13 protein-coding genes are annotated in these 12,667 nt (G+C 39.4%); 7 read left to right on the forward strand and 6 right to left on the reverse strand.

Going from position 1 to position 12,667, the window contains the following annotated elements; all coding sequences use genetic code 11:
• Positions 1–147 (forward strand): integrase core domain-containing protein (locus HYG93_RS11910; RefSeq protein WP_178962509.1); only part of this gene is annotated, 147 nt, incomplete at its 5' end.
• Between the two features lie 23 nt (positions 148–170).
• Here the strand turns inward: HYG93_RS11910 and HYG93_RS11915 are convergent.
• On the reverse strand, positions 171–725 hold the full coding sequence (locus HYG93_RS11915) for a hypothetical protein (RefSeq protein ID WP_178962510.1): 555 nt from the start codon (positions 723–725) through the stop codon (positions 171–173).
• Between the two features lie 29 nt (positions 726–754).
• Positions 755–1,375 carry an FMN-binding negative transcriptional regulator gene (locus tag HYG93_RS11920; RefSeq protein ID WP_121533380.1) on the reverse strand — a complete coding sequence of 207 codons (621 nt, stop codon included), beginning with the start codon at positions 1,373–1,375 and terminating at the stop codon, positions 755–757.
• 151 nt (positions 1,376–1,526) lie between these two features.
• Here HYG93_RS11920 and HYG93_RS11925 point away from each other — a divergent pair, with 151 nt between their 5' ends.
• Positions 1,527–2,024 (forward strand): phosphate-starvation-inducible protein PsiE, encoded by a 498-nt coding sequence (locus HYG93_RS11925; RefSeq protein ID WP_106984644.1) that lies wholly within the window; start codon positions 1,527–1,529, stop codon positions 2,022–2,024.
• Positions 2,025–2,118: 94 nt separating this feature from the next.
• Here HYG93_RS11925 and HYG93_RS11930 read toward each other — a convergent pair whose 3' ends face one another.
• The gene (locus HYG93_RS11930) at positions 2,119–2,610 is read right to left on the reverse strand and encodes an RcnB family protein (protein ID WP_227865854.1); all 492 of its coding nucleotides are present in this window, start codon (positions 2,608–2,610) and stop codon (positions 2,119–2,121) included.
• A gap of 171 nt (positions 2,611–2,781) precedes the next feature.
• Here HYG93_RS11930 and HYG93_RS11935 point away from each other — a divergent pair, with 171 nt between their 5' ends.
• Positions 2,782–3,240: a hypothetical protein gene (locus tag HYG93_RS11935; protein ID WP_117007211.1), complete on the forward strand. Its 459-nt coding sequence runs from the start codon at positions 2,782–2,784 to the stop codon at positions 3,238–3,240.
• A gap of 87 nt (positions 3,241–3,327) precedes the next feature.
• Here HYG93_RS11935 and HYG93_RS11940 read toward each other — a convergent pair whose 3' ends face one another.
• Complete coding sequence (locus HYG93_RS11940) at positions 3,328–4,794, reverse strand: phospholipase D family protein (RefSeq protein WP_178962511.1); 1,467 nt, start codon at positions 4,792–4,794, stop codon at positions 3,328–3,330.
• A gap of 115 nt (positions 4,795–4,909) precedes the next feature.
• Complete coding sequence (gene znuD / locus HYG93_RS11945; RefSeq protein WP_178962512.1) at positions 4,910–7,021, reverse strand: zinc piracy TonB-dependent receptor ZnuD; 2,112 nt, start codon at positions 7,019–7,021, stop codon at positions 4,910–4,912.
• A 145-nt stretch (positions 7,022–7,166) separates the two neighbouring features.
• On the opposite strand from znuD, the gene HYG93_RS11950 reads away from it, so the two are divergent.
• The 4 genes from HYG93_RS11950 (at position 7,167) to HYG93_RS11965 (ending at position 11,440) form a co-directional block, all read left to right on the forward strand.
• Positions 7,167–7,946, forward strand: coding sequence for a DUF4184 family protein (locus HYG93_RS11950; protein WP_178962513.1), 780 nt, complete (start codon positions 7,167–7,169; stop codon positions 7,944–7,946).
• Between the two features lie 160 nt (positions 7,947–8,106).
• Positions 8,107–9,891, forward strand: a complete 1,785-nt coding sequence (gene aspS / locus HYG93_RS11955; protein ID WP_106984639.1) for an aspartate--tRNA ligase — start codon at positions 8,107–8,109, stop codon at positions 9,889–9,891.
• A 335-nt stretch (positions 9,892–10,226) separates the two neighbouring features.
• On the forward strand, positions 10,227–11,102 hold the full coding sequence (locus tag HYG93_RS11960) for a lysophospholipid acyltransferase family protein (RefSeq protein WP_121594153.1): 876 nt from the start codon (positions 10,227–10,229) through the stop codon (positions 11,100–11,102).
• Positions 11,103–11,221: 119 nt separating this feature from the next.
• Positions 11,222–11,440 carry a hypothetical protein gene (locus HYG93_RS11965; RefSeq protein WP_106984637.1) on the forward strand — a complete coding sequence of 73 codons (219 nt, stop codon included), beginning with the start codon at positions 11,222–11,224 and terminating at the stop codon, positions 11,438–11,440.
• Between the two features lie 150 nt (positions 11,441–11,590).
• Here HYG93_RS11965 and HYG93_RS11970 read toward each other — a convergent pair whose 3' ends face one another.
• Positions 11,591–12,613 carry a glycosyltransferase gene (locus HYG93_RS11970; RefSeq protein ID WP_121594152.1) on the reverse strand — a complete coding sequence of 341 codons (1,023 nt, stop codon included), beginning with the start codon at positions 12,611–12,613 and terminating at the stop codon, positions 11,591–11,593.
• Positions 12,614–12,667: the final 54 nt, after the last annotated feature.

The following is a 12,667-nucleotide window of genomic DNA, read 5'->3' on the forward strand; positions in this document are numbered from 1 at the left end:
CGGACCATACGTTATAGTTGGCTGAGCAAGCATTTATTTGATACTTTGGATGAAGTACAAGATTATGCAACAAACTGGTTGTGGCATTACAACCATGAAAGACCACATCAAGCTAACAAAGGAAAGCTACCTCTAATGGCTGCTTAACCTCTACTTTTAACTTCGGTTATTTATGGGAGGATTACCGTCTTAGTAACATATTTACCTTCTGAAGTTGATAAAACAATACTTTTAGGAATTTTGGGATCACTCAAAACTTTAGTCAAATCTAACTTATATTCATTCGAACTATGCCAATGAATACGCTCAAACTCTCTCTGATGAACTTCATATGCTTTTAATATAAGTGGTTTCGATCTAAAGTCTTCAAGGAGAACATATGTATCGTAGCCTATTCTCAAATAAACTTTAAATACTACTATTGCTTTATCTTTTTCACTTTCAAGCAGATATTGATGAATGTAAGCTTTACCATAATGAGAGTCTGGGCTTGGAATATATGAAGCTTTTACACTAATTGATGATTTACGCCAATATGTTCTCAAGGCAAAAAAGAAAGCTATACAAGCAAGGACAAATGTTGCTAGCGGCAAATATTTGATAATTTTATCAAGGTCATATGTTATTAAAATTTTATAAATAGCAATAATATACAAGGGTATAACGATTATAGTTACAATATTCAAAAACCACTCTTTCAATTGGATACTAAATTGTTTAGACATATAAATTTATTTACCCTTATTTCAAATTATTATCGATACTGTCGAACTGACTCCGCCATTTCAGCATTCGAAATCTCTAGGGCCTTTGCGACATTTTCAGCATCTACAGCGCTACGGTTTTGACTCACTTTAAACTTACCCACAATTGAGTCTATTTCGATTTCAATCGCCACAATTTTCTCTAACTGTTCAGCAATAAAATCATTCGGTGCATCACCCATTTTCCATGGAACAGGTTGCTTCGCTTCATGAGTACGAGTTAAACGAGCCAAAATTCCACGCAAATATTTTTCATCTGCAATTTTACGTATCTTGCCTTTAACATGGACTACACGATAATTCCATGTCGGCACGACACGGTGATGTTCTTGTTTTCCTTCGTACCAATTTGGCGAAATATATGCCTGATCTGCATGAAAAATAACATAAGCTGATCGCTCATGTTCCAGTAAGTTAAACAGCGGATTTGCTTTGGCAATATGTCCACGAAGCATGCCCTTTTTGCCTGCTGAACGATCCAGTTCCAGCGGAATATGATTGGCCTCAATTTCCCCTTCATGAACCACCATCACACTGGCTAATGGATGCGCTTCAATACAGTCAAATAGCTCCGTTAAATCTTCCTGCTGAAAATGAGTCGGTAAATACATTCTATTTTTCTCAGACGAAATATTACCCGAACAACATAACATTAAAATTCAGCCGATTTATTTAAAAAAAAAATCTAATTTCGCTGTTTCATGTGCATGAAACTTGCTTGTTATTTAATGAAATTTAACACTTTATATAGGAGGATAAGCCATGAGCCACCGCGACCCACGAATTATAAAACTTGAATCCCTCCTCGATCGTTTAGGCAATCTTGCCGTAGAAAGCTTTCACTACATTGCTTTATTTATTATTGGCTGTATGGTGATTTGGTCTGCTGGACATACGGTTTTTGAAATACTCACCGTAAAAAAATTCGCGACTATTGACGATATTCTCTTGCTGTTTATTTACTTAGAACTGGGTGCAATGGTGGGGATATACTTTAAAACCAATCACATGCCCGTACGTTTTCTAATTTATATTGCCATTACAGCACTGACACGATTATTAATTGCTGACATCCAACACACGCACAAAGCCAGTATGGATTTGGTGATTATTACGGGGTCTATTTTAATTTTAGCCTTTGCCATTTTGGTCGTGCGCTATGCATCTTGGACATATCCATCGGTTATTCGTGATAAACACACCGAAAAACCACTACCTGAAGGCAAAACCCCACGCCCAGAAGATGATGAACTCGCATAGACTCTGATAGTGCCCGTCCTCACCTGAGCAAGCTTTAAAGCACTGCTTTAAAAGTGACGTGAAGTGAGGGTTCGGGATATCTGATAAAACCTGATCAATTCGATGCTAAGACATAACGACCATTTTCAAAGATCCAAAACATACCTGTTGGTGGTGCAGGCAAACCTAGTCGGTGCCAATCTGAAATCACACGATAAGTGGAACTCGAAATACTGGCCGTAGCAGGATCACCATTGACCCAACTATAACTTTGCGAATTTTGAATAATTGTTGTGGGTGCTTGGTACTGGATACTAATACCATTTTGAATTGGTGGACGGTGCTGTGGCGGACGCGGTTGATTTGGGTAAATGGGCGGACGATGCTGTGAATTGTTTGGATACTGCGGATAATGCTGAACATTAGGCTGTTGTGGATAGTTAGGACGGTGCCCCTGTTGCTGATAACCATTATGCGGTGGCATAGGTCTGTTTTGCTGCGCACTCGGAACACCCTGATAGTTTGCCCATTGATTTTCAGCAAAGGTCAACGGACTCGCACTGAGTAATCCAGCTGTTAGACTTAATGCAAATAATGCTGTTCTCACAAGATGCTCCTCCTCTATATGTGCATTCATTATAAAAGCATTTTTAGGAGAAAAAATGAACACTGCAGGGATTTTTTGCAATGCCGTAGATAAGCATGAATAAGATTGAATGAGCATTCATTACAGTGGAATATGCTAATATTCTTTTTATTTCGTTGTGGATCCAAAGCTGTGTCTGAATTAAGTTTTGACCGACTTTATCAATTCTTCTGTAAAGTTCCGAGTGTGCAACAAAACCATATTGACTCTTATGGTACAGATGGTAAAAGTGCATGGTGGTTTAAATTTCAAATTAATGTCGATCATCCCTTGGCATGGCAAACCGTACAAGAGCTTGGCCATGTGTTGAACTATATTTCTAAAAATGAACGCTTACCGACTCAGTTTTTACCGGTATCACCACCACCCTATATGAATGGTGAAGCTAAACAATTTTTAGCATGGGTCATTCAATGTAATCATGACGACTTTCCACCCGATGTGGTCTGTGATTGGCTTGAGGCACGCTTGCCACAACCTGTAGAAGATGAAACCAAGTGGAAAATCAAAACTGATTTGCATGAATTGGATAATATGACGGATAAGGATTTAGATACCTTAGTACCACCAAATCCAGAACCGAAGAATTAAAACTGATTAAATCCCTCCTAACCTCCCTTTAAAAAGGGAGGAAAGTCCCTCTTTTGAAAAGAGGGATTGAAGGAGATTAATACAATTCTAAAAAGTAGATAACCCGCTCCATTCCATAAAACGGTATAAGGCATATTTCAGTTTAGATTCATCAGCATATTGACGATATGGCACACTCATTTGACGGCCATCTAAATTTGACCATGCACGATTAAAATACTGATTGGCTTGTGTAAATACCTGAGCATCACGCCCACCAATAACATTTAAATCTGTTTCCAAATTATAGTTTTTTAAATTGCGCGCAGTGAAATTTGCCGAACCTAAAATCAATTGAGTCGTATACATATCACGTTTTAACAGCATTTTACTGTGGCACTGCTCGCCTTGGGTATTGCACCAACGCACATCAATACCCGCATTGTTCAGCTCAGCCGCCACTGGCCGGTTAGGAATACCATTTTTAGTACGGCCAAACGCATCTTTATTTGGATCTAAGAGTACTCGGATTTTTACACCACGCTTATGTGCTGCAATTAACTGTTGAATAATCTGACGCTCAGATAAATAAAACATTGCGATGTCGATTTCTACGCCAGCCTTTTGACTACTTTTAATCGAGTCAAGTACCGCCTGATAAATCGCACCTTCAGTCAGCACTTGAACTTGCGGTAATGTTTTCGCCTCTTCAAATTCGCCCGTAATCACTGCCGGCAAATTGGCTTTCGACATTGCACCAACAGCTTGTTCTGTCTGCAGCACATCCAGTGCGGTTTTGCCTTGAACTAACAATGCCACATTTGAATGGCGTGAGCTTCCATCATGTGGATTCATGGAACTAACTAAGGCTTTCCAACCATCAACCGTGTCCACCACCATAGTTTTACGATGATTGGCTTTAAAATTTAGAAGCTCAAAGTAGCTACGCAAAGTGATTTTTTCATTGCCAAATGGATTCGGCAACCAGCCTGATTCCGTGTTATTTCCCATTCCCTGACAACATAAATACCAAATGCCAGACCACGTTGGATTAGATGCACGCAATGGACTTAAATCGGTTTCAATCACATCAATCCCAACTTGGCGCAAGTCATGGTATTGCTCAGAATACACACCACCATAAACGGTATTGATTGGATCAGTGATGAACTTAATTTCGAGATTAGGATTGTATTTACGCTTCTGAATAAGCGCATTCGTCAATTGTTGCATAAGCGCTTGATGCTGTACTTTAGAATCGCCTACTTGCTGATTAAACAAGAACATATCGATCACAATCGTGCTTTGCGCCTGCTCAATCAATTGAAGCATTTGCTTGAAAATTTGCTGATCTACATGTTGCTGACCTGTTGTATCGAGATAAGTTTGATCAACCAAAAATTCCACATTTGCATGACGTAATTTACCCGTGTAATCCAGCCCTTCTGGTAAAGGGTTATACATGTGATATACAGCGGAAGATAAATAGCCTAGCGCCAATAACCCTACAACCAGCCCCACATATCGACGTGTAGACCAATTGAGTTTACGGTGGATTCGCTCAAAAATACGCATAATAAAAAACCTAGTCCAATATACTCAGACTAGGTATTATCCATTGATTTTTCAAGCGGATTTCTGTGATTGTATGCAATCAAAGAGCTATTGCGCACTCATGATTGCAACTCATTTAAAAGCCGAACTCTACGCCTACGCTAAAGTTACGGCCAACTTGTGGAATGGTCGATAAATACGATGCATGTGAATAAACTTGATCATCTAACAGGTTATTGGCTTTAAAATACACACGATAATCGTTGTCTTTGGCATATTGTCCTGCATACGATACGCCTAGGTTCACCATATTATAGCCTTGCGTCTCTTGCTCAAAGTCTGCAAATTTATCTTGCTTAAACACATGATAATACTCTGCTAAACCTGACCACTGATCCGTGAATTTTGCATCCACTTTAGTCCCTAAACGGCCTGAAGGTACGCGCGGTGCATTGGCGCCATCAATTTTACCTCGTACATAATCACCAAATAAGCTGATTTTATACAGATCGCTCAGTTGATAGCCTGTTTCCGCCTCTACACCATAAAATTTCGCTTTGTCTTGGGTATAGTCCACTAAGCGGAAGTTGTCATGTGTCGCCGTTGTTGCTGCATAAATATAGCTGTCATACCAGTTGTGATATACATGTACATGGTAGTCCAACTTATCAGCTTCGTAATGTAAGCCCAATTCAACATTATTCGACTTTTCTACACCCAGATTTTCATTGCCACGTTCATAGGTATTAGTTGCAAAGTGTTTGCCATTGGCATACAGCTCTTGCGCCAAAGGCAAACGTTCTTGATGTGATGCCACAAAGGATAGTTTATAGTCTGGTGCAAATTCCCAGTTGACTGCACCTGAGTACGAAATTGCATAATCGCTAAAGTCTTTTTGTGTCGAATCAATATCAATTTTTTGCTGATCGGCACGTAAACCCAGTTCCACGTGGAAATCGCCAAACTGTTTATGCTCTAAACCAAATAAGCTCCACTTTTCTGTGGTACTCGGATTCATCAAGGATTCTTCGCCTGAAATATTCAGCTTTTGGCGGTTATATTGAGTACCAATAACCCCTTCCCAATCGGCAATCGGGTTATGTACCAACTCTAAGCGTGCATCATAGCCTTTACTTTTAAAGGTGGTTAATACTTCACTTTCTTCTAACTCATCATGCTTATAGTCAGTATAACTCGCATGTGCACGAAGCTTTTGAAATCCTGCAAATGGCTCAGATAATTCCGTACGTAAATCATAACGCTCAGATTTTAAGTCAACCCAAGGCCCACCGTGCTCTTCTTCATCGTGGTCATGCGTATGACCACCTGCACCATGTGCGTCACAGTCCAACGCATCACCATGCGGATGGCAGTTTTCATATTCATGACTATGCCCAGGCAAACCATACTGATCTTCACGATTACTATAAGACAGCCCGACAAAACCGCGATCATGAATCCATGATCCGCCAATATTTACGGTTTGGCCTTCGGCAAAAGTATTATCAACACGGCGTTCTTTTACAAACTCAGTGTGGGTTTCATGCTGGCCATTGCCCAAATCATGTTCATGGCTGTGCTCATGTACATAATCTGGCGCGATATAATTATTGGCTTTACGTTTTGAGCCTTCTACACGAATCGCAAATTGATCACCCAATGCAGCAGTGACCCCAGCACTCGCCAGCTTTTCATCACTACCTGAGTTATAGCGGAGACCAACTTGACCTTCGTAGCCTTTATCAGGCATTTGCGTTGGGATTTTTTGATCAGTGACATTCACTAAACCACCCACCGTGCCTGCGCTATACAGTAAAGTTGATGGGCCTCGAATGATTTCTACTTGTTTTGCCAAAATTGGATCAACCGTGACTGCATGATCTGGTGAAAGTGCAGAAACATCTGCGGTTTCAGAAGCATGCTGTAATACTTTTACACGTGGGCCATCTTGCCCGCGAATCACTGGACGGCTAGAGCCTGAACCGTATTGGTTTGAATACACACCAAGTTCATCAGCCAAAGCATCACCAATGGTTGTACCACGTTCAGCTAATTTTTTCTGACTGACAATATGATCAGCAACTGCAAAATCGGCAGCTGATTGTTCTAGGGGATGGGCTTGTACATGAATGGTATCGAGTTGTTGTACGGCCCCCTGCTTAGATTGGGTTAAAACTTCATCTGCAAATGCAAACGGTGCCATAGAGGCAAAAATAGATACGCTGATTAATTTCTTCTTGAATAGCATGCTGGCAGCTCAGGTAGATGGCTTTGTTTTGTTATATTATAACATTTCAATATTTTTTCAATAAAAAACATTTCTAAGCTGAGCTCTCAGCTATACTTTGACGCATTAGTCTTTTGATTTATTTTAAATAATTATATTTTAAATTATGCCCTTTACCATTTCGCATGCTGTCTTAGCACCGCCCCTCTCTAAATTAAGCGGTGGTCGTTTGCCCATTGCCGCCTTAGCCATTGGCTGTATGGTGCCGGATTTATTTCGCTTATTTACCAATGCCAATTATGATGGATCACATCAATGGTCGGGGCTCATTGTGCCTAATCTTCTCTTGGGCTTAATGTTTTGCTTGCTGTGGTATGCATTTTACCGACCGATGCTGTTTGCTTTTTTTGGTCTACATAAATCTCTCAATCTACACGGCCTCAATCAATGCTGTGGTTTTATTCTAAGCCTCATCATTGCCATTATTATCGGCACATCCACACACATCCTTTGGGATGGCCTAACCCATGTCGACTTTCGCACCTTTGCCTTTAAAAATATTTTACTGCAGTCTATTCAGCTCTTTGGTCACAGCTATCCGCTACACCGTGTTTTACAAATTGGCTTGTCTATATTAGCGCTACCTGTTTTAGCATGGATGATTTACCGCCATCACCTAAACCACCGTAGTAGCGTAATCGTCAATCGATGGACTAAAGTTTATGTCTACGCTCTAGGGCTACTGTCCTTGCTTGCAGGCTTTCTCAGCTATCTATATTTTGCAGAAAGCGTCTATTCTGATGCTTTTGTTCATGATCTCTATACTTATATTGGTAAATCGATTAATTATTTTTTTCGCGCATTTTTAGCTGTGTTTACCATCGGTAGCCTTATTTTTGTCATCCTTAAATCGACAACAAATATTTTTAAGCCCTCAGTTGAATAAGCACGATTTAAAATGATCAATGCAGGGAAATTTTACGGTTTTAAAGCTAAGCCCTTGTGACAAAATGGTCAAAAAGAGGCATAATCGCTGTTTCGAATAAAAGCGGTACGCTGTTTACGTATTCGCTGACCTTAACCCATATAGTTGGATTTCTAACGCTATGATGCGAACTCATTACTGCGGTTCTTTAACCGAAGCTCAAATTGACCAAACCGTAACATTATGCGGTTGGGTTCACCGTCGCCGTGACCACGGTGGTGTAATCTTCCTTGACATGCGTGACCGTGATGGTCTTGTTCAAGTGGTTATTGACCCAGATACTCCTGAAGCATTCGCAACTGCGGACAAATCACGTTCAGAATTTGTTTTAAAAATTACAGGTCGCGTACGTCGTCGTTACGAAGGCACTGAAAACGCAAATATTACCAGCGGTCAAATCGAAGTTCTTGGTAAAGAAATCGAAGTGCTTGCTGCTTCTGAAACACCGCCATTCCCATTGAATGACGAAAATACCAATATTTCTGAAGAAGTACGTTTGAAATACCGTTTCTTGGACATCCGTCGTCCAGAAATGTTAGATCGCTTACGTTTCCGTTCTAAATTAACCAACCTCATTCGTAACTACTTCGAAGACAATGGTTTCTTAGACGTTGAAACGCCTATTTTGACTCGTGCTACTCCTGAAGGTGCACGTGACTATTTAGTACCAAGTCGTGTTTCTAACGGTAGCTTCTACGCGCTTCCACAATCTCCACAATTGTTCAAACAGTTGTTGATGGTTGGCGGTATCGATCGTTACTACCAAATTGCGAAATGTTTCCGTGATGAAGACTTACGTGCTGACCGTCAGCCTGAATTCACACAAATCGACGTTGAAACATCGTTCATGAGTGACGATGACATCATGGATTTAATGGAACGTTTAACAGTTAAGATGTTCAAAGAACTTCTAAACGTTGAATTCGACAAATTCCCTCGCATGACTTATGCAGACGCAATGCGCGACTATGCATCTGACAAACCAGATATGCGTATTCCTTTGAAATTGGTTGACGTTGCAGACATGATGCAAGACGTTGAATTCAAAGTATTCGCAGGTCCTGCTAAAGATCCTAAAGGCCGTATTGTTGCGCTTCGCGTACCAGGTGCTGGCGCGCTTCCACGTAGCCAAATCGACGAATACACTAAATTCGTGGGTATCTACGGTGCGAAAGGTTTGGCTTACATCAAAGTCAACGATCTTGAAAAAGGTATCGAAGGTCTTCAATCTCCAATCGTTAAATTTATCGAGCCAATCGTACTTGATCTATTAAAACGCGTTGGTGCTGAAAATGGCGATATCGTATTCTTTGGTGCGGACAAAGCAAAAGTTGTAAATGATGCAATGGGCGCTTTACGTATTAAAGTCGGCCACGACATGAAGATGGCAACTTGCGAGTGGGCTCCACTTTGGGTTGTTGACTTCCCTATGTTCGAAGAAACTGATGACGGCAAATGGACGTCTGTTCACCACCCATTCACGCTTCCAAAATCAAGCGTTGAAGAAGTGAAGAACAACCCAGGTGCTGCATTGTCTGTTGCTTACGATATGGTATTGAACGGTACTGAAATTGGCGGCGGTTCACTTCGTATCTTCAACCTAGAAATGCAAAAAGCGATCTTTGAAGCGCTTGGCATTGGTGAAGAAGAAGCAGAAGAGAAATTCAGCTTCTTGCTTAACGCGTTGAAATTCGGTGCGCCTCCTCACGGCGGTTTAGCATTCGGTCTTGACCGTTTAGTGATGTTGATGACTGGTGCATCTTCAATCCGTGACGTGATTGCATTCCCGAAAACTAAAACTGCGGAATGTCCTCTAACTCAAGCACCTGCGCCAGTTGAAACAAATCAACTACGCGATCTTGGTATTCGTTTACGCGAAAAACCAAAAGCAGAAGAAGCTAAATAATTTTTTAAATCCTTCTTTTTCTCCCTTTGGAAGAAATGCCAAGAAGGAATGAAGAAACCCTGCCAAGTGCAGGGTTTTTTTTATTCAATATTATAAATTTAAGATCGACTCACACATCATAAAACCGAAAATTTGGTTTACTTTGCTAATTCTAAATGTACATCTCTACGTTATGATGCCAAGCCTAATCATGCAAAATTGAAACCCTCAATTTTTCATGAATCATTTTATTTTGTTTTAAAGCTTCTGATCATTTTCATTCTTGAATACAACCAGTCCTCTCTTAGCAAAATTATTTTCATCCGCTTGCTCTACTTTTTGAGATCGACGACCTGATGTATTTCATTTTTAAAATCATCTCTGCCCTGCCTTTAGGACTACTACAAACTCTAGCCACTGTCATTGCATTATTTCTTTATTATTCCAATTCATCCATCAAACGCATTACTGCAATTAATATTCAACTGGCCTATCCCGAATTATCTCCGACATTACAACAACAGTTGACGAAAGAAAGTGTACAAAGCCAATGTCTGACTTATATTGAATTTATTAAGTGCTGGGGCATGCCACCAAGCTATAGTCTAGGCTTAATCCAACACATCCATGGAGAGAGCGTTTTAACCGAAGCACTGGCGACTAAAAAAGGTGTCATTGTCGTCGTTCCGCACTTTGGCTGCTGGGAATTGCTCAACGCATGGTTAAATGTACATACCAAACCGATGATTATGTATAAACCCAATAAAAATAAAGGTATAAATCGCTATCTATTAGAGGCAAGGGAAAAATTTAATGCGACTTTAGTGCCTACAGATGAAACTGGTATACGTGCTATTTTTAAACATTTAAAGCAAGGTGGATTAACTGTAATTTTACCCGATCATTTACCCAAGCCTTCTGGTGGCATTTACGCTGATTTTTTTGGACAAAAGACCTTATCCATCACGCTCGTTTCTAAGCTGGCAGCCAAAACACAATGTAAGGTTATCGGCTTAAGCTGTATTCGCAATCCCGACTTGAAAAGTTTTGATATTCACTGTCAGTACCTACCTGAAGACATCAACGCTCATGATTTACAGCACTCTGTAACGAGCCTAAATCTTGCAATGCAGGAGATGATCAATCAAGCACCAGCACAGTATATTTGGTCCTATAAACGCTTTAGAAACTGTTTGGGTGATATCAATATGTACAATAAGAAAACCATGTAAATTCGATGCAAGTTTGGCGCTATTGTTTTGGCATAGTGTGGATTAGTTTTATTCAATTGAGATCAATTTTCAACAGTGGCATAATAGCAATCTCTTAGATTGTTGCTGTGTATCTCCCTATGGCTATGCGTCCTGAAGTTCGCCGTCGTGCAATTGTGTTAATTGTATTTTCAATCGTGCAATGGATTTTCATGCGCTACATCGTGGATAACCAATTATTTAATTTAACAACCTATAACCGTATTGTGATTTTTTGTGTCAGTAGTTTGGCTGGCGCTTTTGCTATTTTTGTCGCGCTGATCTATATGGTATTAAAGGGTAATGCGGATAAAGAATAATTATTGTTTTAGCTTATGCCCATCTAAGCCTAGATCATTCACATAAGCTTTTTTAAGCATTTCTTATTGAATAAGCCTTGAACACACATTCTATACATCAGCCCCTTCTGCAATGAGCCAAAGGGGCTATTTAGCGAAAATAATAAACTGTTAAGCGGCCTGTACTTTTTGATCCGATACACTTTTATATGCATCAATATATTTTTGCGCAACGTTATTAATATCAAAACGGGCTGATTCAGCTTTCACTTTTGAAAACTTTTCATTGAATTCATCATAGTTTAAATAAACTTGATTCAATGTTTGAGTCAGCTTTTCTGCATCATCTTCAATAATAAAATCATCACCTAATACTTCACGATGATTCGCCGTATCTAATGCAAAGACCATTTTTCCATAATAAATGCCTTCAATGAGTGCTAATGAAAAGCCCTCTAATCTTGAAGGTAAAATTTGCAAATCTGAGCTACAAATATAATCCCAAGGATTATTTACAAAGCCAACTAATTTAACTTTATCTGCTACATTTAATTTCTCAATTAAGTCTTTAAGTTCTTGCTCGTAAACCCCTTGACCCAAAATATATAAGCGATAATCAAAATCGACCTGACTTAAAGCTGTAATGGCCAACTGCCAATTTTTATGTTCTTCTAGTCTTCCCACGCCAACAATATTAAAAACATCATTGTTTAGAATTTTTGTAGGATTTTGAAACTTAATACCATTTTCTATCAGAATATTTTTTTTCGCATTACAAAGTTTCAGTGTTTCTGGTGAAATACCCACGCAGATATCCGCATATTTCATACGCTTCTTAACAAACCAATTATGCTTCGTAAATACCAAAGGAATTTTTTTGGAGAGAAATATCTGACAATATTTCATAATTTCGAGCATCTTTGTATTATGACAATGAATCACATCAGGATTGATATTTTTTAAAATTTTGGCAATTTTATATAAATAGAAAATATTATGACGATTTCGGTCCGTTTCAATATCAACAAAATTCACAGTATCTTCAATATAATCTGTAATTTTGTTGCCTTGAAAATCGTAAGTATTGGCCAATAAGAATACTTCATTACTTTGACTCATTGCATTACACAAATCTACGCAAACCTTTTCTGTACCCGCAAATTCAGTAAAATATAGAGTATGGACAATTTTCAACTTTTCACTCCTTAACAAATTTGGGCTAATCGGGTTATAAAAAAGTAAGATATT

Origin of the sequence: Acinetobacter sp. SwsAc6, assembly GCF_013391565.1 — a bacterium.
GTDB classification, from domain to species: Bacteria; Pseudomonadota; Gammaproteobacteria; order Pseudomonadales; family Moraxellaceae; genus Acinetobacter; species Acinetobacter cumulans.